General features: G+C 71.3%; 20 protein-coding genes. 16 read left to right on the forward strand and 4 right to left on the reverse strand.

Annotated elements, in window-relative coordinates:
• The 13 genes from EOE66_RS18695 to EOE66_RS18755 all read left to right on the forward strand — a co-directional run bounded on the left by EOE66_RS18695 (position 1) and on the right by EOE66_RS18755 (position 14,128).
• Positions 1–1,374, forward strand: coding sequence for a DUF1329 domain-containing protein (locus EOE66_RS18695; protein WP_128230266.1), 1,374 nt, complete (start codon positions 1–3; stop codon positions 1,372–1,374).
• A gap of 86 nt (positions 1,375–1,460) precedes the next feature.
• Positions 1,461–2,486, forward strand: coding sequence for a WD40/YVTN/BNR-like repeat-containing protein (locus EOE66_RS18700; protein ID WP_245479104.1), 1,026 nt, complete (start codon positions 1,461–1,463; stop codon positions 2,484–2,486).
• Between the two features lie 5 nt (positions 2,487–2,491).
• Positions 2,492–4,900, forward strand: coding sequence for an efflux RND transporter permease subunit (locus EOE66_RS18705; RefSeq protein WP_128230507.1), 2,409 nt, complete (start codon positions 2,492–2,494; stop codon positions 4,898–4,900).
• A gap of 11 nt (positions 4,901–4,911) precedes the next feature.
• Positions 4,912–6,078 (forward strand): alpha/beta hydrolase family protein, encoded by a 1,167-nt coding sequence (locus EOE66_RS18710; RefSeq protein ID WP_128230268.1) that lies wholly within the window; start codon positions 4,912–4,914, stop codon positions 6,076–6,078.
• Between the two features lie 24 nt (positions 6,079–6,102).
• Positions 6,103–7,044 carry a VOC family protein gene (locus EOE66_RS18715; RefSeq protein WP_128230269.1) on the forward strand — a complete coding sequence of 314 codons (942 nt, stop codon included), beginning with the start codon at positions 6,103–6,105 and terminating at the stop codon, positions 7,042–7,044.
• A gap of 22 nt (positions 7,045–7,066) precedes the next feature.
• Entirely contained in the window at positions 7,067–7,417 is a 351-nt protein-coding gene (locus EOE66_RS18720) for a Rieske (2Fe-2S) protein (protein WP_128230270.1), read from the forward strand.
• Positions 7,414–8,544: an FAD-dependent oxidoreductase gene (locus EOE66_RS18725; RefSeq protein ID WP_128230271.1), complete on the forward strand. Its 1,131-nt coding sequence runs from the start codon at positions 7,414–7,416 to the stop codon at positions 8,542–8,544. Before EOE66_RS18720 ends, EOE66_RS18725 begins: the two co-directional genes overlap by 4 nt.
• Positions 8,545–8,560: 16 nt before the next feature.
• Entirely contained in the window at positions 8,561–9,730 is a 1,170-nt protein-coding gene (locus EOE66_RS18730; protein WP_128230272.1) for an MFS transporter, read from the forward strand.
• Positions 9,727–10,542, forward strand: coding sequence for a cyclase family protein (locus EOE66_RS18735; RefSeq protein ID WP_128230273.1), 816 nt, complete (start codon positions 9,727–9,729; stop codon positions 10,540–10,542). The genes EOE66_RS18730 and EOE66_RS18735 overlap by 4 nt, the downstream gene beginning before the upstream one ends.
• The gene (locus tag EOE66_RS18740; protein WP_128230274.1) at positions 10,539–11,132 is read left to right on the forward strand and encodes a cupin domain-containing protein; all 594 of its coding nucleotides are present in this window, start codon (positions 10,539–10,541) and stop codon (positions 11,130–11,132) included. The genes EOE66_RS18735 and EOE66_RS18740 overlap by 4 nt, the downstream gene beginning before the upstream one ends.
• Positions 11,129–12,130: a tripartite tricarboxylate transporter substrate binding protein gene (locus EOE66_RS18745; RefSeq protein WP_128230275.1), complete on the forward strand. Its 1,002-nt coding sequence runs from the start codon at positions 11,129–11,131 to the stop codon at positions 12,128–12,130. The genes EOE66_RS18740 and EOE66_RS18745 overlap by 4 nt, the downstream gene beginning before the upstream one ends.
• A gap of 11 nt (positions 12,131–12,141) precedes the next feature.
• Positions 12,142–13,137, forward strand: a complete 996-nt coding sequence (locus EOE66_RS18750; protein ID WP_128230276.1) for a fumarylacetoacetate hydrolase family protein — start codon at positions 12,142–12,144, stop codon at positions 13,135–13,137.
• Positions 13,138–13,144: 7 nt separating this feature from the next.
• Positions 13,145–14,128: an NAD-dependent epimerase/dehydratase family protein gene (locus tag EOE66_RS18755; RefSeq protein WP_128230277.1), complete on the forward strand. Its 984-nt coding sequence runs from the start codon at positions 13,145–13,147 to the stop codon at positions 14,126–14,128.
• 12 nt (positions 14,129–14,140) lie between these two features.
• Here the strand turns inward: EOE66_RS18755 and EOE66_RS18760 are convergent, their stop codons facing one another.
• Both EOE66_RS18760 and EOE66_RS22415 read right to left on the reverse strand, forming a co-directional pair.
• Complete coding sequence (locus tag EOE66_RS18760) at positions 14,141–14,533, reverse strand: VOC family protein (protein ID WP_128230278.1); 393 nt, start codon at positions 14,531–14,533, stop codon at positions 14,141–14,143.
• Positions 14,534–14,693: 160 nt separating this feature from the next.
• The gene (locus EOE66_RS22415; RefSeq protein ID WP_128230279.1) at positions 14,694–16,244 is read right to left on the reverse strand and encodes a methyl-accepting chemotaxis protein; all 1,551 of its coding nucleotides are present in this window, start codon (positions 16,242–16,244) and stop codon (positions 14,694–14,696) included.
• A gap of 434 nt (positions 16,245–16,678) precedes the next feature.
• On the opposite strand from EOE66_RS22415, the gene EOE66_RS18770 reads away from it, so the two are divergent.
• The 3 genes from EOE66_RS18770 to EOE66_RS18780 all read left to right on the forward strand — a co-directional run bounded on the left by EOE66_RS18770 (position 16,679) and on the right by EOE66_RS18780 (position 18,847).
• Entirely contained in the window at positions 16,679–17,767 is a 1,089-nt protein-coding gene (locus tag EOE66_RS18770; RefSeq protein ID WP_128230280.1) for a DUF3616 domain-containing protein, read from the forward strand.
• A gap of 143 nt (positions 17,768–17,910) precedes the next feature.
• Positions 17,911–18,348, forward strand: a complete 438-nt coding sequence (locus EOE66_RS18775; protein ID WP_128230281.1) for a tellurite resistance TerB family protein — start codon at positions 17,911–17,913, stop codon at positions 18,346–18,348.
• 22 nt (positions 18,349–18,370) lie between these two features.
• Positions 18,371–18,847, forward strand: coding sequence for a CopD family protein (locus EOE66_RS18780; protein ID WP_128230282.1), 477 nt, complete (start codon positions 18,371–18,373; stop codon positions 18,845–18,847).
• Positions 18,848–18,889: 42 nt separating this feature from the next.
• Here the strand turns inward: EOE66_RS18780 and EOE66_RS18785 are convergent, their stop codons facing one another.
• A complete protein-coding gene (locus EOE66_RS18785; protein WP_128230283.1) occupies positions 18,890–20,296 on the reverse strand; it encodes a transglutaminase domain-containing protein in 1,407 nt (468 codons plus the stop codon).
• A gap of 32 nt (positions 20,297–20,328) precedes the next feature.
• On the reverse strand, positions 20,329–21,294 hold the full coding sequence (locus EOE66_RS18790) for an AraC family transcriptional regulator (RefSeq protein WP_128230284.1): 966 nt from the start codon (positions 21,292–21,294) through the stop codon (positions 20,329–20,331).
• Positions 21,295–21,317: the final 23 nt, after the last annotated feature.

Genomic DNA, 21,317 nt, shown 5'->3' on the forward strand with positions numbered 1-21,317 from the left:
ATGCCCACCACCCCCCGCCGCACCGCCTTCGCGCGTGCGCTGATCGTCTCTGCCATGGCCGGCGCCGGCCTGCTGCAGCTGGCCCATGCCGCCGTCACCGCCGAAGAAGCGGCCAAGCTCAAGACCACGCTCACGCCGCTGGGCGCCGAGAAGGCCGGCAACGCCGACGGCAGCATCCCGCCCTGGACGGGCGGCTACACCACGCCCATCCCCGGCTTCAAGAACGGGGGCCGCCGTGCCGACCCCTTCGCCAACGAGAAACCGCTGTACAGCATCACCGCGGCCAACATGGCGCAGCACGCCGCCAAGCTGAGCGAAGGCACGCAGGCGATGCTGAAGAAGTACCCGCAGAGCTTCCGCGTCGATGTCTACAAGACGCACCGCACCGCGGCCGCGCCGCAGTGGGTGTACGACAACACCTTCAAGAACGCCACCAGCGCCAGGCTCGATGGCGCCGAGATCAAGGGCGCCTACGGCGGCATCCCCTTCCCCATCCCGAAGACGGGTGAAGAGGTCATGGCCAACCACGAACAGCACTGGCGCGGCGAGGCCTGGCAGAACGACTTCCGCGGTTATCTCGGCACGGCCAGCGGCCAGCGCGTGCTGTCGGTGGAAGGCACGGGCGAGTGGCAGATGCCGTACTACGCCCAGGGCCAGGAGGCCAAGTTCGCGGGCGACTACTGGCTCATCCGCCTGGTCAACAGCGGCCCGCCGGTGCGTGCCGGCGAGGCCATCACCGGCCGCCTGAACCTGGACGCCGACAAGAGCGCCACCTGGGTCTACCTGACCGGCCAGCGCCGCGTGCGCAAGCTGCCCAACGCCTGCTGCGACACGCCCACGCCGGCCACCGCGGGCGTGGCCAGCTTCGACGAGATCGACGTCTTCGCGGGCCGCAACGACCGCTTCAACTGGAAGATCGTCGGCAAGCAGGAGATGCTGATCCCCTACAACAGCAACCGCCTGCACACGCCCACGAAAGACAGCGATGTGCTGCTGGCCCACCACCTGAACCCCGACCACGTGCGCTGGGAACTGCACCGCGTGTGGGTGGTGGAAGCCACGCTCAAGCCCGGCCAGCGCCACCAGGCGCCGAAGAGCCGCTACTACATCGACGAAGACACCTGGGTGGCGGTGCTGGGCGACCGCTGGGACGCCAAGGGCCAGCTGTGGAAGACCATCTGGGCGCACCCGGTGGTGATGCCCGACCTGCCGGCCACCACGCCGCAGCAGCAGTGGGGCTTCAACGACCTCATCTCCGGCGCCTGGTACGCCAGCGGCGTGGTCAACGAGCGCCCCACGCACTACCGCATCGTGCCGCGGCGCAGCGACAGCTTCTTCACGCCTGACGCGATGGCGGGTGAGGGCGTCAGGTGAGATCCCCCCCGAAGCGCCTGCGGCGCCTCCCCCCCGGGGGAGCGACCCCAGCGGCCCGGCGGAGCCGGTTCCGCGGCGTCTGCTTGGTGGCCTTGGCGGGCGCAGCGCTGGGCCTGCCGGCCCACGCCGCGCCCGTGGCCGAAGCCCTGCAGCGCCCGGCGCTCACGGTGAAGGCGCCGCAGCGCGCCGCGCTGCTCTCGGCGGCGCAGGCCGGCGCGCGCATCGTGGCGGTGGGCGAGCGCGGGCTGGTGGCGCTGAGCGATGACGGCGGCCGCACATGGCGCCAGGCGCCCAGCCCGGTGAGCGTGACGCTGACCACCGTGCGTTTCGCCGATGACAAACAAGGTGTGGCCGTCGGCCACGGCGGCACGGTGCTGACCACGCAGGACGCGGGTGCCAGCTGGCAGCTGCGCCTGGACGGCCGCCGCCTGGCCGCACTGGCGCGCGACGCCGCCACCACGCCCGAGGCCCAGCGCGAGGCCGAGCGCCTGCTGGCCGACGGCCCCGACAAGCCGCTGCTGGACGTGCTGCTGTGGGACGCACGCCGCCTGCTGGCCGTGGGCGCCTTCGGCCTGGCCGTCTACAGCGAAGACGGCGGCCAGACCTGGCAGCCCTGGATGGCCCGCCTGCCCAACCCCAAGGGCCTGCACTGGTACGTGGCGCGCCGCCAGGGCGAGACGCTGCTGCTGGCCGGTGAACAAGGCCTGCTGGCGCGCAGCGACGACGGCGGCCGCAGCTTCCGCGCGCTGGCCTCGCCCTACAAGGGCAGCTGGTTCACCGGCGAGCTGCGCGCCGATGGCAGCACCGTGCTGGCCGGCCTGCGCGGCAACGTGTGGCGCAGCACCGATGCCGGCGCCACCTGGTCCGCGCTGGCCAACCCCGTGCCGGCCACCGTCACGGCCATGAGCACGCTGCCCGATGGCGGCCTGTTGCTGGCCAGCCAGGCCGGCGTGCTGATGCGCCTGCAAGGCGAACGCCTGCTGCCCCTGAAGACCCCGCCGCTGACGCTGCCGGCCGCGCTGCTGCCGCTGGCCGAAGGCCGCCTGCTCGCGCTGGGCCTGGCCGGCGCCAGCACGCTGACCTTGCCCGCTCTCGAAGAAGCCCGCCCGTGAACCCGATGCACTCTCCGGCCGCCCTGGACGCGGCCGCGCCCTTCGACCCGCGCTCCGGCTCGCTGATCGAACGCGCGCTCTTCAACCACCGCTGGGTGGTGCTGCTGCTGTGCGCGCTGGTGACGGTGCTGCTGGGCTGGCAGGCCACGCGCCTGCAGCTCAACGCCAGCTTCGAGAAAACCATCCCCACGGGGCACCCCTACATCCAGAACTTCCTGCAGCACCAGGCCGAGCTCAGCGGGCTGGGCAACGCGGTGCGCATCGCGGTGGCCGCGCCGCAGGGTGGCATCTACGACGCGAAGTACCTGGACACGCTGCGCCGCCTGTCCGACGAAGTGTTCCTGCTGCCGGGCGTGGACCGCGCGCGCATGAAGTCGCTGTGGACCCCCAGCACGCGCTGGGTGGGCGTGACGGAAGACGGCCTGGAAGGCGGCCCCGTCATTCCCGACGGCTACGACGGCAGCCCGCCCAAGCTGCAGCAGCTGCAGGCCAACGTGGCGCGCTCGGGCGAGATCGGGCAGCTGGTGGCGCGCGACGGCAAATCGAGCGTGATCTTCGTGCCCCTGCTGGCGCGTGACGCCGAAGGCCGCGCCATCGACTACGCCGCGCTCTCGGGCCAGCTGGAGGCCCTGCGCAGCAAGTACCAGGCCGAAGGCGTGTCGGTGCACATCACCGGCTTCGCGAAGATCGTGGGCGACCTCATCGACGGCGTGCGCGCGGTGCTGGTGTTCTTTGCGCTGGCGGTGGTCATCGCCACGGTGATGGTCTTCGCCTACACACGCTGCGTGCGCAGCACGCTGCTGGTGGTGCTGGCCTCGCTGGTGGCGGTGGTGTGGCAGCTCGGGCTGCTGCCGCTCTTGGGCTACGCGCTCGACCCGTATTCCATCCTCGTGCCCTTCCTCGTGTTCGCCATCGGCATGAGCCACGGCGCGCAGAAGATGAACGGCATCATGCAGGACGTGGGCCGCGGCGTGCAGAAGCTCGTCGCCGCGCGCTTCACCTTCCGGCGCCTGTTTCTCGCGGGCCTGACGGCGCTGCTGGCCGACGCGGTGGGCTTCGCGGTGCTGCTCGTCATCGACATCCAGGTCATCCGCGAGCTGGCCATTGCCGCCTCCATCGGCGTGGCGGTGCTGATCTTCACCAACCTCATCCTGCTGCCGGTGCTGCTGAGCTACACCGGCGTGAGCGCACGCGCCGCGCAGCGCAGCCTGCGCGACGAACAGCAAGACGCCAGCGGCGCCGCGCGCCACCCGCTGTGGCGCCTGCTCGACCGCTTCACGCAGCGGCGCTGGGCCACCGCGGCCGTGGTGGCGGGCTTGCTGATGGGCGTGGGCGGCTTCGCGGCCAGCCTGCAGCTGAAGATCGGCGACCTCGACCCCGGCGCGCCCGAGCTGCGCGCCGACAGCCGCTACAACCGCGACGTGGCCTTCATGAACGCCGCCTACGGCGCCGGCAGCGACGTGCTGGCGGTGATGGTGAAGACGCCCGACGGCCAGTGCTCGGCCTACGAGACGCTGAACAAGGTGGACGCGCTGGAGTGGCAGCTGCGCCAGATCGACGGCGTGGAGAACACCAACACGCTGGCGCTGCTGAACCGGCGTGTGCTCTCGGGCCTGAACGAGGGCAACCCGCGCTGGTACGAGTTCTTGCCCAACCAGGACATGCTCAACACCGTGACGGCCAGCGCGCCGCGCGGCCTGTACAACGACGCCTGCAACCTGCTCACGGTCTACGCCTACCTGCGCGACCACAAGGCCGAGACGCTCACGCGCGTGGTGCAGCACGTCGAGGCCTTCGCGCAGGCCAACAACACGGCCGAGGTGCAGTTCCTGCTGGCCGCCGGCAGCGCCGGCATCGAGGCCGCCACCAACATCGTCGTGCACGACGCCTGGCGGCTGATGCTGGTGATGGTCTACGGCGCCGTGGTGCTGCTGTGTTTCATCACCTTCCGCAGCTGGCGCGCGGTGGTGGTGGCGGTGCTGCCGCTGGTCGTCACCTCTTTCCTGGCCGAGGCGCTGATGGTGGCCCTGGGCATGGGCGTGAAGGTGGCCACGCTGCCCGTCATCGCCCTGGGCGTGGGCATCGGCGTGGACTACGCGCTCTACATCCTGAGCGTGACGATGGCGCAGCTGCGCGAGGGCAAGAGCCTGTCGGAGGCCTACTACCGCGCGCTGCTCTTCACCGGCAAGGTGGTGATGCTCACGGGCGTGACGCTGGCCATCGGCGTCATCACCTGGGTGGCCAGCCCCATCAAGTTCCAGGCCGACATGGGCCTGCTGCTGGCCTTCATGTTCCTCTGGAACATGTTGGGCGCCCTCGTGCTGCTGCCCGCGCTGGCGCACTTCCTCCTGCGGCCTGCCGCGCCGGCGCCGGTGGCGTCGGCGGTGGCCGCCCCTCTTCCTTCGGCCCGCTGAAAGCGACCTGCATGTTCAAGTACTTCCCCACCAACTACGTCTGGAATCTCTCGGTCGACCTGGCCATCGAGATGGGCGCTCGCATCGGCGAGATCGAGGCCATGTGCGCCCCGCTGCAGGAAGCTGCCAAGGCGCCCGATGCCGCCGGCACCAAAGCCTTCCGAGAAACCTGGGTGCAGATGGCCGACCAGCTGTGCGTGCTGGCCGAAGAAGACCGCGGCCGCGGCCGGTTCTTCTCGGCCGGCGAGAAGCTGCGCCGCGCCAGCAGCTACCTCATCACCGCCGAGCGCCTGCAGGCGCACGACAGCCCTGGCCGCCGTGCGCTCTACGAGCGCGAACTGGCCCTGTTCCTGGAAGGTTCGCGGCTGCTCGGCGACGGTGTGCAGCGCGTGGAGATTCCCTACGAAGGCACGCACCTCTCGGCGCTGTACCTGCCCGCGCAGGGCTTGAAGCCCGGCGAACGCGCGCCGCTGCTGGTGCAGGTCAACGGCCTGGACTCGACCAAGGAGATGAAGTACCTGGTGGGCCTGCCGGCATGGTTGGCGAAACGTGGCGTGTCTTCGCTGATCGTCGACCAGCCCGGCACCGGCGAAGCCCTGCGCCTGCACAACCTGAAGGCACGCTTTGACAGCGAACACTGGGCCAGCCGCGTGGTGGACTGGCTGGAAACACGCGCCGATGTCGACCCGCAGCGCATCGGCCTGGAAGGCGTTTCCTTGGGCGGCTACTACTGCCCGCGCGCCGTGGCCTTCGAGCCGCGTTTTGCCGCCGGTGTGTGCTGGGGCGCCAACCACGACTGGCGCGACGTGCAGAAGCGCCGCCTGGAGAAGGAAGGCAACTTCCCCGTGCCGCACTACTGGGCGCACGTGATGTGGGTCTGGGGCGCGAAGGACATGGACGAGTTCATGCGCATCGCCGAGAACGTGCACCTGGACGGTGTGGTCGAGAAGATCCGCGTGCCCTTCCTCGTCACGCACGGCTCGAAGGACAGCCAGATCCCGCTGAAGTGGGCCGAGCGCACCTACGAGCAACTCGTCAACAGCCCGAAGCGCGAGCTCAAGGTCTTCACCGAGCGTGAAGGCGGCGTGCAGCACAGCAGCTTCGACAACAGCATCAATGCCGGGCACTACATCGCCGACTGGGTCGCCGAGACCTTGGGCGCACGCACGGCGCTCTGAAACCCTCAGGAGGACGAACACCCCATGAACATCATCGGACCCGACGCCCTCGTCTTCGGCGTGGACGACCTCGCCGCCTGCGGTCAGTACCTCAGCGACTACGGCCTGAAGGACGTGGGGCAAGGCCGCTACGAAGCGCTGGACGGCACCGCCGTCGTCATCAAGCACCAGGACGACGCCAGCCTGCCGCCCGCCCTGGGCACGGCCAGCCTGCTGCGCGAAACCGTCTACGGCGTGGCCGACGCGGCCACGCTGGACGCCATCGAGGCCGAGCTCCAGCGCGACCGCGCCGTGCACCGCGAAGCGGGCGTGCTGCGCGTGGTCGACGACATGGGCTTCGCGCTGGCCTTCCAGGTGACGGTGCGCCGCCCGCTCAGCCTGCCGGCCGAAACCGTGAACGCCCCCGGCGCCGCGCCACAGCGCGGGCCCAACCAGCTGGCCTTCACGCCCGACATGCCGGCGCTGCCGCGCACGCTTTCGCACGTTGTCTACTTCGTGCCCGACAGCGCCAAGGCCGAGGCCTTCTACACGCGCCTGGGTTTCGTCTGCACCGACCGCTTCACCGGCGTGGGCCCCTTCCTGCGCCCGGCCGGCACCCCCGACCACCACACGCTGTTCTTCATTCAGACGCCGCCGTTCATGAAAGGCTGCGAGCACTTCACCTTCCACATGGGCGGCCCCACCGAGGTGCTGCTGGCCGGCTCGCGTTTTGTGGAGAAGGGCTACCAGAGCTTCTGGGGCCCCGGCCGCCACAAGTTCGGCAGCAACTGGTTCTGGTACTTCAACAGCCCGCTGGGCTGCCACGTGGAGTACGACGCCGACATGGACCTGCATGACGACGCCTGGGCCGCGCGCGAGGTGCCGATGGGCGCCGATGCCTCGCAGCTCTTCCTCTTCCAGCACCGCGAGAAGTGGGCGCCTTCCGGCCCGCCGCCGGGGGCGGGTGGAAAGCCCCCGGGCGTCTGAGCCAAGGCCTGAGCACCCCGCCATGCGCCTGTGCCACCTCAGCGAACTGCCCGAGGGCGAAGCCCGCGGCTTCGACCCGCTGCACAGCGGGCAGCACAGCCTGCTGCTCGTGCGCCAGGGTGCGCGTGTGCACGCCTGGCGCGACGCCTGCCCGCACCACGGCACGCCCCTGGCCTGGCGCCAGCACGCCTACCTGAACGCCGCGCGCGACCGCATCGTCTGCGCGGCGCACGGCGCGCTCTTCGAAATCGACACCGGCCTGTGCACCCTCGGCCCCTGCCTGGGTGAGCATCTGCAGGCCATGCCCATCACCGTGCACCCCAGCGGCGAGGTCCACCTCGCCGACGACACCTTCCAGGAGACCCCCGCATGAACCCGACCCCACGCCGCATCCTCATCATCGGCGGCGGCTTTTCCGGCATGGCGGCCGCCATCCAGCTGCGCAAGCAGGGCCATGCGGTCGAGCTCGTCGAGATCGACCCCGGCTGGCGCAGCTACGGCGCCGGCATCAGCCTGGGCGGGGCCACGCTGCGTGCCTTCCGCACGCTGGGCATCCTGGACACCTTTCTCGAACGCGGTGCCGCGAGCGATGGCGTGAAGATCTGCCTGCCGCACGGCCCGCAGGTGGCCGAGCTGCCCACGCCGCGCATCGCCGGGGCCGAGGTGCCCGGCGGCGGCGCCATCCTGCGGCCGGTGCTGGCGCAGATCCTGGCCGAGGCCACACGGGCCGCCGGCACCGTGGTGCGCCTGGGCTGCAGCTTCACCCACCTCGAGCCAGACGCCGAGGGCGTGGAGGTGGGTTTCACCGACGGCCAGCGCCGCCGCTACGACCTCGTCATCGGCGCCGACGGCCTGTACTCGAAAACACGCGAGGCCGTGTTCCCCAACGCGCCCAAGCCCCGCTACAGCGGCCAGGCCGTGTGGCGTGCCGTGCTGCCGCGCCCGCCCGAGATCGAGACCTGCACGATGTGGATGGGCCCGCGCGTGAAGCCGGGCGTGAACCCGGTCTCGAAGACGCACCTCTACCTCTTCGTCACCGAACCGCGGCCGAGCAACGAGCACGTCGACCCGGCCACCTTCGCTGCGCGGCTGCGCGAACTGCTGGCCGACTTCCCGGCGCCCACGTTGCGCGCCCTGCGCGAACAGATCGACGAACACGCGCAGATCGTCTTCCGCCCGCTGGAAGGCCTGCTGATGCCGCGGCCCTGGTCGCAGGGGCGTGTGGTGCTGATCGGCGACGCCGTGCATGCCACCACGCCGCACCTGGCCAGCGGGGCCTGCATCGGCATCGAAGACGCGCTGGTGCTGGCCGAGGAACTGGGCCGCAGCGATGACATCGCGCCCGCTCTGGCTGCCTTCGAAGAACGCCGCTGGGAGCGTTGCCGCATGGTCGTGGAGAACTCGGCGCGGCTCGGCGAGATCGAGGTCGCCGGCGGCGACAAGGAGGAGCACGCGAAGATCATGCGCGCCTCCCTGATGGCGCTGGCCCAGCCCATCTGAAGCGGAGGACGTGCCCATGATCCGCACCGATTCCGCCCGCGGCCGCATTGCCCTGATGGTGGCGCACTGCGCCGGCATGGTCGACCTCGTGGCCCTGCCCGTCTGGGTGGGCACGCTCATCAGCCGTTACAGGCTGGATCCGCAGCAGGCCGGCCTGCTGGCCACGCTGTTCCTGGTGGGCGCCGTGCTTGCCAGCGTGGTGCTGGCGCCGCTGTTCCACCGCCTGCCCGGGCGCACCGTGGCCACGCTGGGCTTCGGCCTGGCCGGCGCCGGTTTCTTCGCCGTCAGCCGCACGGCCGATTTCGGCACCATGGCGCTGCTGCACGCGCTCTCGGGCGTGGCCGCGGGCGCGGCGCTCAGCGTCACGCACGGCACCATCGCGCGCAGCGCCAACCCGCACCGGCTGTTTGCCATCGTGGGCATGGCGCTGGGCGTGTTCGCCATCGTCTTTCTCGGGGCCACGCCGCAGGTGGTGGCGAGCGTGGGCGGGCCGGCGCTCTTTGTCGTGTTCGCGGGGGTGATGGGCGTGGCCACGCTGGTCTCGCTGCTGGCCTTTCCGGCGCCCGATGCCGCGCCGGCCGGCGCGGGCGCGGGCGCGGGCGGGGGCGGGCAGGGCGGCATCCCGGCCGCCGTGTGGTTCGGCATCGCCGGCATCGCGGGTATGGGCCTCGTGCAAAGCATGACCTTCAGCTTCCTGGAGCGCGTGGGCGCCGACCGCGGCTTCGGGCCGCAGGCCGTCACCGGCGTGCTCATCGCGCTGGGCTTCGTGAACCTGTTTCCCGCGGTGCTCGCCGCGCTGCTGGAAAAACGCTGGGCCGCGCGCACGGTGCTGCTGGTGGGGCCGGTGCTGCAGGCGCTGCTGGTGGCCACGATCATGAACGCCACGGCCTTTGTGCCGTACGCGGTGGCGGCTTCGTTGTTCGCGGCGGTGATGATCTTCACCCACACCTTCGCCTTCGGCCTGCTGGCGCGGCTGGACACCAGCGGGCGCGCCATGGCGGCCACGCCGGCCATGGTGATGATCGGCGCGGCCATCGGCCCCATCCTGGGCGGCACGCTGGTCAAGGCCCACGGCTACGGCAGCCTGGGCTTGGCGGCGCTCTTCATCGCCGCGCTGGCGGTGTTCTGTTTCTCGCGCATCCCGGCACAGACCGCCGTCGCACCGCGGCAGGAGGCCCTGGCATGAGCCTGCCCAAGCCGCGCCGCCGCTTCGTCGACCTTTCGATCTATCTCGAAAACGACGTGCTCAGCGACCCGCCCCCGCTGGCGCCCAAGATCACCTACCAGAAGCACGCCGACACGCTGCCCGAGTTCATGGCCATGCTGCCGGGCACCCGACCCGAGGATTACCCCGAGGGCGAAGCCGCCGCCGCCGAGTGGGTGACGCTGACCACGCACAACGGCACGCACCTGGACGCGCCCTGGCACTTCCATTCCACGCAAGACGCCAAGAACGGCGGCAGCCGCCCCAGCATCACCATCGACGAGGTGCCGCTGGAGTGGTGTTTCCAGAACGGCGTGAAGCTCGACTTCCGCCACTTCCCCGACGGTTATGTGGCCACCGCCGCTGACGTTGAAAGTGAACTGACCCGCATCGGCCACACGCTGCAGCCGCTGGACATCGTGGTGGTGAACACGCGCGCCGGCAGCCGCTACGGCCACCCAGACTATCTCGGCGCCGGCTGCGGCATGGGCTACGAAGCCACCATGTACCTGCTGGAGCGCGGCGTGCGCCTGACCGGCACCGACGCCTGGAGCTGGGACGCGCCGTTCTCGTACACCGCGAAGAAGGTCGCCGAAACCGGCAACAAGGCGCTGATCTGGGAAGGCCACAAGGCCGGCCGCGACATCGGCTACTGCCACCTGGAGAAGCTGCACAACCTGGAAGCCCTGCCGCCGCACGGCTTCACCATCAGCTGCTTCCCGCACAAGATCCGCGGCGCCAGCGCCGGCTGGACGCGGGCCGTGGCCATCTTCGAAGACGGAGCCATCGCATGAGCTTTCCAGCCATCCACCGTGTCGTCACCGGCCATGCGGCCGACGGCCGCGCGATCATTGCCAGCGAAGGGCCGCTGCCCAGCGTGGTGGAGATCGCCGCGATTCCCGGCACCGTTTTCCACGAGGTGTGGAGCACGGCCGGCGCGCCGGCCAGTGTCGACAACGGCGCCGACCCCACGCTCGGCGCGCTGAAGCTGCCGCCCCCGAAACACGGCACGCGCATCCGCTTCGTCGACATCCCGCCCGACACGGCCGAGTTCCTCGCCCACGGTGCCGCGAAGATGAAAGACGCCTTCGCACAGATCGGCGACGAGCAGGCCTCGACCGTGAAGGCCCATTCGCCGCACCCGCTGATGCACCGCACCGAATCGGTGGACTATGGCGTGGTCATCGAAGGCGAGATGACGCTGGTGCTCGACGACAGCGAGGTGCTGTTGCGGCCCGGCAGCGTGGTGGTGCAGCGCGGCACCAACCACGCCTGGGCCAACCGCTCGGGGCGGCCCTGCCGCATGCTCTTCGTGCTGGTCGACGGCGCCTACGAGCCGGCCATCGCCCAAGCCTTGCACCACCGCGAAGGTACGCCCTCATGACACACCGCCGCTGGCTTCTGCACACCCTGGCCGCTGGTGCCGCGGCGCTGGCCTTTCCCGCCGCCCGCGTGGCGCAGGCGCAGCCCGCCTTCCCGACCCGGCCGCTGACCTTGATGGTGCCCTGGCCGGCAGGCGCACCCTCGGATGCCATCGCCCGCAAGCTGCAGCCCGGGCTGCAGCAGGCCCTGGGCCAGCCGGTGGTGGTGGACAACCTCGGCGGTGCCGGCGGCACGCTGGGCGTGGCCAAGGCCATGGCGCAGGCCGCCGACGGCCACACGCTGCTGGTGGGCACACCCACCGAGCTGGTGCTGAGCCCGCTGACGATCCCGGCCGTGCGCTACAAGGCCGAAGACTTCACGCTGCTGGCGCACTTCGGCCGCGTGCCCTATGTGCTGTGCTGCCGCAGCACCTTGCCGCAGAAGACGCTGGCCGAGGTGCTGGCCACCAAGGGGCAGGGCGGCCGCCCGCTGTCCATCGGCAACATCGGCCCCGGCTCGCTGATCCACCTGATGAGCCTGCAGTTCGAGAAGACCGCCGGCCTGACGCTCACGCACGTGCCCTACCGCGGCGTGCCGCCCATGGTGCAAGACGTGATGGGCGGGCAGCTCGACCTGGCCTTCGTGCCGCTGGCCGGCGGCACCGCCGCGCAGCTGGAGCAAGGCAAGCTGCGCGCCTTGGGCCTCAGCACGGTGCGGCCCTCGGTGCTGCTGCCGCAGCTGCCGCCGCTGGCTGCGGGCCACCGCAGCTTCGAAGGCTTCGATTTCGATGTCTGGGGCGGCGTCTTCGCGCGCCGCGAGACGCCCCCGGCCGTGCTGCAGCGCCTGCACCAGGTGCTGGCCGCGACGCTGAGCGAGCCCGAGTTCCTGACTTGGGCGCGCAGCACCGGCAGCAACCCGGTGCCCGTGCTGCCCCTGGCCGAAGCCCAGGCCTTCTACCCGCGGGAAGCCGCGCGCTACATGGCCTTGCTGCGCGCCTTCCCTGACGCCGTGCGCAACTGAGCCCCCACCCGATGAAATTCGCCACCCTGAAAGACGGCAGCCTGGACGGCCGGCTGCTCGTGGTCTCGCGCGACCTGCAGCGCGCGCTGGCCGTGCCGCACATCGCGCCCAGCCTGCTCGATGCGCTGCAGCGCTGGCCCGCCGTGCAGGGCGCGCTGCAAGCCGCGTACGACACGCTCAGCGCCGGCCCCGCACCCGCGGACAGCTTCGCCTTCGACCCCGTGGCCTGCGCCGCCCCGCTGCCGCGCAGCCCGCAATGGCTGGACGGCTCGGCCTTCCTCAACCACGGCCGTCTGATGGAGCAGGCCTTCGGCACGCCGCCCATCCCGCACTTCGACACCGTGCCGGTGATGTACCAGGGTGCCAGCGACGACTTCCTCGGCCCGCACGACGACGTGCCGCTGCCCAACCCGGCCGACGGCATCGATTTCGAAGGCGAGTTCGGTGTCGTCACCGGGCCGGTGCCGATGGGCGTGTCGCCCGAAGCGGCGCTGGGCTGCATCCGCCTGCTGGTGCAGATCAACGACTGGAGCCTGCGCGCGCTGGGCCCGCACGAGATGAAGACGGGTTTCGGCTTCCTGCAGGCCAAGCCGTCCACGGCCTTCGCGCCCGTGGCCGTGACGCCCGACGAACTGGGCAGCGCCTGGCGCGAGGGCCGCGTGCAACTGCGCCTGCAGGTGCAATGGAACGGCGAGCGTTTCGGTGAACCGCACGGCGGCGAGATGGGTTTCCATTTCGGCCAGCTCATCGCCCACGCGGCGCGCACGCGCCGGCTCACGGCCGGGTGCATCGTGGGCAGTGGCACGGTGAGCAACGCCGCACGCTCGGCCGGCAGCGCGTGCATCGCCGAGCGGCGCGTCATCGAGAAGATCGACCTCGGCGACATCCGCACCGGCTTCATGCAGTACGGCGACCGCGTGCGCATGCAGGCGGTCTTCGAAGACGGCCGGCCGGGGCCCTTCGGCGTGATCGACCAGCGCGTGGTGGCCGCACCAGCGGCGGGCTGAGCGCGTCATGCATGTGTTGATCACCGGCGCGGCCGGGTTCGTCGGGCGTGCGCTGGCGCAGCGCTTGCAGCAAGCGCCCGCGGTAGGCGGCCGCGCGGTCACGCGCCTGAGCTTGCTCGACCTGGCGCTGACCGCGCCCGAGCCCGTGCGGGCCGACCCGGCCCCCGAAGTGCAGGCCTGGCCCTGCGACCTGGCCGACCCCGCCGCGCAGCAGGCCCTGGCCGCGCGCCTGGCCGCCGCGCCGGTGGACGTGGTCTTCCACCTGGCCAGCATCCCCGGCGGCCTGGCCGAGCAGCAGGTGGCGCTGGCGCGCCGCGTGAACATCGACGCCACCGCCGTGCTGCTGGAAGCGGCGCAGGCCCAGGTGCAGGCCGGCGGGCCGGTGCCGGTGTTCGTGTTCGCCAGCTCCATCGCCGTGTTCGGCGCGCTGCCGGCGGCGGTGGACGACCACACCCCGCTGCAACCCGTGCTGAGCTACGGCATGCACAAGGTGGTGGGCGAGCTGCTGGTGGCCGACTTCACGCGCCGCGGCGCCGTGTGCGGGCGCAGCCTGCGCCTGCCCGGCGTGCTGGCGCGCCCGCCGGCGCCCACGGGGCAGCTCTCGGCCTTTCTCAGTGATCTGCCGCGCGAGCTGGCCGCCGGCCGGCCCTGCGTCTGCCCCACATCGCCGCAGGCACGCACCTGGGCTTCATCGCTGCCCTGCGTGCTGGCGCAACTGCTGCATGCCGCCAGCACGCCGGCCGCGGCCTGGCCCGCAGGCCGTGCGCTGACACCGCCCACGCTGCACTTCAGCCTGGGCGAGATGGTGGACGCGGTGGCGCAGGTGCACGGTGTGCCCGCGCAGGCGCTGGTGCGCTGGGCGCCCGATGCGCGCACCGAAGCGCTGTTCGGGCGCTTTCCGCCGCTGCGCACCCCGGCCGCCGAGGCCGCCGGCTTCGTGCACGACGGCGACCTGCCCACGCTGCTGCGGCGCGCGCTGGCGCCTGCCTGAGCCCGGGCGGCTTCAGCCGGCCGCTTCGCGCACCTGGAAGACGTTGCCCTCGGGGTCGTGCCCGTCGCAGGCGCGGAAGCCGCGCGCTGTCCATTCGGCGCGCGGCGCCTTCACGCCACCGCCCAGCGCGGCGGCCTGTGCGCGGGCGGCTGCGATGCTCTCCACCGGCAGGCAGATCTTCAGCGCCGTGTCTTCGCGCAGCTCGGGCGGGCTGGTGATCTCGATCTGCCGCGCGATCGCCGCCGGGATGCCGTGCACCACGAGCTGGAAGCCTTCGGCGCCGAGCACCACGTGGTGGTCATCGCTGGCCACCTCGGTCATGCCGATGACGTGGGCGTAGAAGCTCGCCAGGCGCGGCACGTCCTTCGCGAAGACAACGGCGCTGGGCAGGGGGCGCTGGGGCATGGTGGGGTTCTCCGGAAGGGCAGGGCTGCGGGGCTGCGCCGGTGGCGCCTGGGCTTGGGCGGGTTCGGCGCCAGCCTGCCACCCGCCCCGCACGGCATGAAGTCACCCCATTCTGCGCCGGCCTGCCGCGCATCGATGGGCCGCGCAGCCAGGCTCGTGTTCAGGCCCGCCCGAGCTTGAACACCGCCACGGCCTGAACGAGCTGGGTCGCCTGCTGCTTCAGGCTTTCAGCGGCGGCGGCCGACTGCTCCACCAGCGCGGCGTTCTGCTGCGTCACCTGGTCCATCTGCGTCACCGCCGCGCCCACCTGGTTGACGCCCGAGCTCTGCTCGGTGCTGGCGGCGCTGATCTCGCCCATGATGTCGGTCACGCGCTGGATGGCCGCCACCACCTGGTCCATGGTGCCGCCGGCGCGCTCGGCCAGCGTGTTGCCATGGGCCACCTGCTCCACGCTGGCCGTGATCAGGCCCTTGATCTCGCGCGCCGCCTCGGCGCTGCGCTGCGCCAGCGTGCGCACCTCGCCGGCCACCACGGCAAAACCTCGGCCCTGGTCGCCCGCACGTGCCGCCTCCACCGCGGCGTTCAGCGCCAGGATGTTGGTCTGGAAGGCGATGCCGTCGATGGTGCCGATGATGTCGGCGATGCGGTGGCTGCTGTCGTGGATGCCCTTCATGGTGCCCACCACCTCGGCCACCACCTGGCCCCCCTCCAGGGCCACGCGGGAGGCACCTTGTGCCAGCTGGTTGGCCTGTCTCGCGTTGTCGGCGTTCTGGCGCACCGTGCCACCGAGCTGCTCCATCGAGGCCGCCGTCTGTTGCAGGCTGCTGGCCTGCTGCTCGGTGCGGCGGCTGAGGTCGTGGTTGCCGGTGCTGATCTCGGTGCTGGCCGTGGCCACGCCATCGGCGCTCTGGCGCACCGTGCCGACCACGTGGGCCAGGCTGTCCTGCATCTGCTGCAGGGCGTTCAGCAAGGGGCTGAATTCGTCGCGCGCCGTGTCGAGCACGGGCTGCGTGAGGTCGCCATCGCGCACACGGTCGGCCACCGCGCGGCTGGCGGCCAGGCGGCGCTGCAGCAGCGCCACGAAGCGCCACGCGAACAACGTCAACCCCACCATGGCCGCAGCGACCAGGACCGCCAGCACGCGCAAGGTGGCCGCGCCTTCGCGGCTGACGCCGGCCAGCTCGTCTTCGAGCATGCCGCGCTGGTACTGCACCATGGCCTCGGCCTGCTGCAGCACGAGGTTGCGGGCCGGGATGGTTTTCTCGACCAGGAAGGCGAAGGCCTCGGCCCGTTGGCCGTCCTGCACCAACTTCAGGTTGGCGCCGCCCGTCTGCCAAAAGCCTGCGATGGCGGGTTCCAGCTGGCGGAAGAGCTTGCGCCCTTTCCCGGTGGTGATGGCGCGCTCGTAGTCGGCCATCAGCTGCTCGATCTGCCGGCGCTTCTCGCCGATGTCCGCCAGCGTGGCGGCCAGTTCCTCGGGCGAGCGCGACAGCATGGCGTGGCGCACCTGCAGTGACACCCGCGTGATGTTCAGCTCGATGGCAGCGATGCGGCCAAGCTGGGGCACGCGCACCTCCGCGGTGTCGCTCGCGGCTTCGGCCACGGCCCCGAGCTTGAGCCAGGCGAAGACCAGCACGCTGGCCAGGGCCGTCAGGACGAGCGCCACGATGGCGTAGAGGCGGCCGCTCAGGCCAAGGCTGTGGAACTGCATCACTGCGCATCTTTCAAAGGGTGGCGCCACCGGCTTGGGGCGCATCACGGCTTGCCTATCGGAAGCAGGCCGGACGACTTAAGCGATAGTTTTGGCATGTTAAATGATCGAAATGACACCATATGGAGTGGTGTCTTGGACATGCAGAGACCGTTTTGGCGGTCCCAGCCCGCTTTCTTCGACCCATGAGGCGCTGCCCGTGTGGCCATCAGCGGGCTGGGCGGCAGGCCTTGTCCTGGGCAAGATTCCCGAAGCGTGGGGGCACTTTCGGCGGCTTTCTCTCCCTGCGGTGCGCCCTGCCGGTGCGCGACCCGCCCGCTGCGGCGCTGGACAGTGGCGTCATCGGCTGCGGCAACCTTGCCGGGCCTGTGCTCATCCACCCCGGGCCGGGAAGGCCGGCGTTTATGCTGGGCTGGATCTGAGGGAGCAAGCTGATGCCGAATGCCCGCACGGCCCTGGCCGTCCGTCTGGAGTTCTCGACCGACTCCCTCGTGCAGACCAACCTCTCCGGCGCGGCCTTCACGGGCGACTGGCTGTGGGTGGCCGGCGACGAGGCCTGTGGCGTCGACCGCCTGCGCCGGCTCGATCCCGTGGGCCGCGAGGCCCTGCGCTACGGCCAGGTGCGCGATTTCCCGCTGGCCGATCTGCTCGACCTGCCCGGCGCGGCCGACGAAGAGGCCGATCTCGAAGGCATGGCGGTGGCCGACGGCTACCTCTGGGTGGTGGGCTCGCACGGCCTGAAGCGCAAGAACGCCAAGCCCGGGCGCGACCATGCCGAGAACGCGAAGCGGCTCGCCAAGGTGTCCCTCGACGGCAACCGCCGGCTGCTGGCGCGCCTGCCCATTGAAAACAACGCGCAGGGCGAGCCCTGCCTGGTGCGGCGGGCGCAAGACGGCCGCCAGGCCCAGCGCCTGAAGGGCGACGCGCTGTCGAACCCGCTCACCCGTGCGCTGGCCGACGACCCCCACTTCGGGCCATTCCTGGCCATCCCCGGCAAGGACAACGGCTTCGACATCGAGGGCCTGGCCGTGGACGGCCAGCGCCTTCTGCTGGGCCTGCGCGGCCCGGTGCTGCGTGGCTGGTCGGCACTGCTGGAGATCGAGGTCGAAGCCCGGGGTGAGCAGCTGCGCCTGGTGCCGCTGGACGACAGCGGCACGCTGATCCGCAAGCACTTCCTGCAGCTCGACGGCCTGGGCATCCGCGACCTGCATTTCTCGGGCGATGAGCTCTACATCCTGGCCGGGCCGACGATGGTGCTCAACGGCGACATCCGCGTCTTCAAGTGGCCGGGTGCCCGGCCACTGCTGGCCGCCAGCCGGGAGCCGGTGCGCTTCGAAGCGGCACTCACCGCCTCGGTGCCCTTGCCCCACGGTCGCGGCACCAACCGTGCGGAGGCCCTGTGCGCGCTGCCCCCAGAGCTGGCCGGTGGCCAGGCCCGCTGGCTGGTGCTGTACGACGCGCCGGGCGCCGACCGGCGCGAAGGCGGGCACACCGTCTTTGGCGACCTGCTGCACTACGCGTGAAACAGGTGGCCTCGGACTGACTTCGGTTTTATCTGAATGAAGTCGTAGAAATATTCGATTTTCTCGAAAGCCACGCGCGCGCACAGTTCGGGGCTGCTCCTCGCCTGGAGCCAACGCCCGCCCCTCGAGAAAGCCTGATCCCCATGCGCAGCTACCCCCACAACAGCCCGGAAGCCGCCGCCCGCATCGTTGCCCTGGTGCTCATCGCCGACGGCCATGTGTGCAGCTCCGAGTTCGACATCCTCAGGCAGCTGGGCGCCGAGCGCGAACTCGGGCTGGAGCCGCAGCTCTTGCCGCACATCGTGCACACCCTGTGCGAAGAACTGCTGATGAGCGGGCACCAGGCGGGCTCGCTGGCGGGCCAGGTGGATGACGCCACCCTCGCGGCCCTGATGGCCGAGATCTCCGACCCCGGGCTGCAGCGCAAGGTCTTGCGCCTGTGCCTGGCCGCGGCACGCGCCGACGGCCACCTGGCCGAAGGCGAGACCTGCGTGGTCGACGCGGCGCGGCGCCACTGGCAGCTGGTGGATGGCGAAGAGGCCATGCCCCACGCGCGCCGGGCGCAGCGCCACGCGGCCTGAACGGCAGGCCTGGAACGCCGCCATGCTGTACGCGACCCTCAAGACCCTGCATGTGCTGGCCATCGTGGTGTGGCTCGGTGGCATGGTGTTCGCCCACTTCTTCCTGCGGCCCGCGCTGGCTCAGCTGGAGCCGCCGCAGCGGCTGCGCCTGATGCACGAGGTGCTGGGCCGCTTCTTCAAGGCCGTGCTGGTGGCCTCGCTGCTGACCCTGGGCAGCGGCGTGTGGATGTTGGGCCGGGTGGCCAAGCAGGTGGTGCAGTCGGGCGGCAGCTTCGAGATGCCCCTGGCCTGGACGGTGATGGCCGTGCTGGGCGTGGCCATGGTGGCCATCTTCATGCACATCCGCTTCGCGCTGTACAAGCGGCTCGACCGCGCCGTGGTCGCTGCCGATTGGCCCGCGGGCGCCGCCGCCCTGGGTCAGGTCCGCACCTGGGTCTCGGTCAACCTGGCGCTGGGCGTGGTGGTGCTGGTGGTGACCTTGATGCGTGCGGCCGGCTGAGCGGGATGGCGGTGCGGGTTGGGGTTTCGCACCCGCCGCCGCTCACTCGACGCGGTAGCGCAGCAGCGCCTGCCCGGTGCGGCTTTGCGGGTCGAAGCGGGCATAGATCGTGGCCAGGCCGGCGCCCAGCTGCAGCTCGCCGCCAAAACGGCCCTCGCCCAGCGCCGGCAGCGGGGTGTAGACCTGGTTGCCGTGGATGAGGAAGACCTCCACCGCCTCGGGCACACGCAACGCGAAGCCCACCGGCTTGCCGGCCGGCAGCACGCCCTGCAGCGGGGCCTGCAGTTCCACGGGGCGCTGGTTGTACTCGCGGAAGGCGGCCGCGAAGCCTTGGGCATAGGGGCCGGGGTTGCCAAGGGCCACGCGGTACTCGAGCACCTGCTCCAGCACCGTGTCGGCCGGCTGGCGGGGCGCGAACACCGTCAGCTCGTAGTCGCCGGGGGCCGGTGCGGCCACCAGCAGGCGCGGGCCCTCGGGGCCGCGCTGCAACAGCGTCCACGGGCCTTCCAGCCGGCGGCCACCCTGCGCCACGTGGGCCGTGAGGTGTTGCACCGCCGGACCGAAATCGAAGGCCAGCGGCGCCGCGCCACCGCCCTGCTGGCGCTCGCGGTAGGCGCGCACGTCGAGCGAGAAGACACCGATGTCGGGCCGGATCCGGGCCAGCTGCAGGAAACGGCCGAAGTCCATCTTCTCGCGCTGCAGCTGCCAGCGCTCTTCGGCCGGGAAATGGCTGGTGCTGAAGTACTCGGGGTCGGCCAGGAAGTAGCGGAAGCCCTTCTCGTTGCGCGTGAACTGCTGCGTGCCGGGGTGCACGCTGCCGGCGTCCCAGGTGGCGTCCATCAGGTACCAGCGGCCGCCCAGCTGCACGGCGTTCCAGGCATGGTTGGTCTGCTCGGGCATGCGGCCGTCGCCGTGGCCCAGGCCCTTGCCATAGCCCACCACCTTTTCCAGCTTCAGCCCTACCGCGCCCGCCATCACCTGCATCAGCTCGGCAAAGCCGTCACACACGGCCTGGCCGCGGCTGAAGGCGTTGGCCGAGCCGGCGGCGTTCCGCAGGTCGCCGGCGAAGTAGGAGACGGTGTCGTAGCGGATGTGGCGTGTCACCCAGCGGTACAGCGCGTAGAGCTTCTCAACGTCCTGCGTCAGGCCTGCGGTGAGGGCCAGCGCCAGGGCTTCGGGCGTGGCGTGCGTGCCCGGCGGCATGGCCTCGGCGCGGGCGTCGATGAGCGGGGCCGTGGCCGGCCAGCGCAAGGCGGCTGCGGCGGCCGGGGCCGGTGCCGGATCGGCCGCTGGCGGCGCAGCCGCCGGCAAGGGTTTGGGCCGCGCGCCCTGGGCCAGCAGCGGGCCGCCGGGCACCCCCAGCGCCAACAGCAGCGCCAGCGCCGCCATGCGGCGCCGGCGGCCAGGGGCACGGGCGGTGGGCGTGGGGGCGGGCAGGGCGCTGGGCACGGTGTGATTCTGGACCCGGCCGCCCGGCCCGCTCAGGCCCCCAGCAGGGCGGGCGGGGCCTGGCGCAACTGGCTGATGTCGCGCACTGGCGGCGCGCCGAACTGGCGGCTGTACTCGCGGCTGAACTGCGAGGGGCTCTCGTAGCCCACGCGGTAGGCCGCGGTGGCGGCGTCGAGGTCGTAGACCAGCATCAGCCGGCGCGCTTCGTTCAGGCGGATCTGCTTCTGGTACTGCAACGGGCTCATCGCCGTGAGCGCCTTGAACTGGTGGTGGAAGGTGGAGAGCCCCATGCGCACCTCGCGCGCCAGGTCTTCAACGCGCAGGGGTTCGGCGTAGTGGCTCCTGAGCCAGTCGATGGCCCGCGCAATCTGGTGGCCCTGGCTGCCCACGGCGGCAATCTGCCGCAGCCGGCCGCCTTGTTCGCCCACCAGCAGCCGGTAGTGGATCTCGCGCAGCACCAGCGGGGCCAGCACCGGCGCGTGTTCGGGCTGCGCTGCGATGTCGAGCAGGCGCTCGAAGGCCTGCAGCAGCGGCAGCGTCAGCAGGCCGGTGCCCATGGCGCGGTGCTCCTGGCTTTCGGGCTCGCGCGGGGGCGGTGGTGCGGCGGGCACGGTGCCGCTGAGCATGAGCGTGGCCACTTCGCGCAGGTCGAGCTTCAGCACCAGCGCCAGGTAGGGCTGCTCGGGGCTGGCCTCCAGGATGGTGGCCACCGTGGGCAGGTTCAGCGAGGTGAGCAGGTAACGCGTGCTGTCGTAGACCAGCGTGTCGCTGCCCAGCACCACACGCTTGCTGCCTTGCACCACCACGGCCACGCAGGGCTCGTAGACGCCGCAGACGCTGCCGCTGAGCTGGTCGGCGCGGTAGATCATCAGACCGGGCAGGGCCTCCAGCGTGTGCAGGCCTTCGCCGGGGGCCTGCCGCAGCAGCCGCGTGGCGAGGGCGCTGCGCGTGGCGGCCAGGGCATCGGCCGGCGGTGGCGGGAGCAAAGGCGAGGGCATGCGGCGGATGCTAGCCAAAGCCT

This window comes from Rubrivivax rivuli (genome assembly GCF_004016505.1).
In the GTDB taxonomy this organism is placed as follows: domain Bacteria; phylum Pseudomonadota; class Gammaproteobacteria; order Burkholderiales; family Burkholderiaceae_C; genus Rubrivivax; species Rubrivivax rivuli.

Coding starts and splice junctions, on each gene's coding strand:
- EOE66_RS18695 (WP_128230266.1), top strand. CDS start 1: ATGCCCACCACCCCCCGCCGCACCGCCTTCGCGCGTGCGCTGATCGTC.
- EOE66_RS18705 (WP_128230507.1), top strand. CDS start 2,492: ATGCACTCTCCGGCCGCCCTGGACGCGGCCGCGCCCTTCGACCCGCGC.
- EOE66_RS18710 (WP_128230268.1), top strand. CDS start 4,912: ATGTTCAAGTACTTCCCCACCAACTACGTCTGGAATCTCTCGGTCGAC.
- EOE66_RS18715 (WP_128230269.1), top strand. CDS start 6,103: ATGAACATCATCGGACCCGACGCCCTCGTCTTCGGCGTGGACGACCTC.
- EOE66_RS18720 (WP_128230270.1), top strand. CDS start 7,067: ATGCGCCTGTGCCACCTCAGCGAACTGCCCGAGGGCGAAGCCCGCGGC.
- EOE66_RS18725 (WP_128230271.1), top strand. CDS start 7,414: ATGAACCCGACCCCACGCCGCATCCTCATCATCGGCGGCGGCTTTTCC.
- EOE66_RS18730 (WP_128230272.1), top strand. CDS start 8,561: ATGATCCGCACCGATTCCGCCCGCGGCCGCATTGCCCTGATGGTGGCG.
- EOE66_RS18735 (WP_128230273.1), top strand. CDS start 9,727: ATGAGCCTGCCCAAGCCGCGCCGCCGCTTCGTCGACCTTTCGATCTAT.
- EOE66_RS18740 (WP_128230274.1), top strand. CDS start 10,539: ATGAGCTTTCCAGCCATCCACCGTGTCGTCACCGGCCATGCGGCCGAC.
- EOE66_RS18745 (WP_128230275.1), top strand. CDS start 11,129: ATGACACACCGCCGCTGGCTTCTGCACACCCTGGCCGCTGGTGCCGCG.
- EOE66_RS18750 (WP_128230276.1), top strand. CDS start 12,142: ATGAAATTCGCCACCCTGAAAGACGGCAGCCTGGACGGCCGGCTGCTC.
- EOE66_RS18755 (WP_128230277.1), top strand. CDS start 13,145: ATGCATGTGTTGATCACCGGCGCGGCCGGGTTCGTCGGGCGTGCGCTG.
- EOE66_RS18760 (WP_128230278.1), bottom strand. CDS start 14,533: ATGCCCCAGCGCCCCCTGCCCAGCGCCGTTGTCTTCGCGAAGGACGTG.
- EOE66_RS22415 (WP_128230279.1), bottom strand. CDS start 16,244: ATGCAGTTCCACAGCCTTGGCCTGAGCGGCCGCCTCTACGCCATCGTG.
- EOE66_RS18770 (WP_128230280.1), top strand. CDS start 16,679: ATGCCGAATGCCCGCACGGCCCTGGCCGTCCGTCTGGAGTTCTCGACC.
- EOE66_RS18775 (WP_128230281.1), top strand. CDS start 17,911: ATGCGCAGCTACCCCCACAACAGCCCGGAAGCCGCCGCCCGCATCGTT.
- EOE66_RS18780 (WP_128230282.1), top strand. CDS start 18,371: ATGCTGTACGCGACCCTCAAGACCCTGCATGTGCTGGCCATCGTGGTG.
- EOE66_RS18790 (WP_128230284.1), bottom strand. CDS start 21,294: ATGCCCTCGCCTTTGCTCCCGCCACCGCCGGCCGATGCCCTGGCCGCC.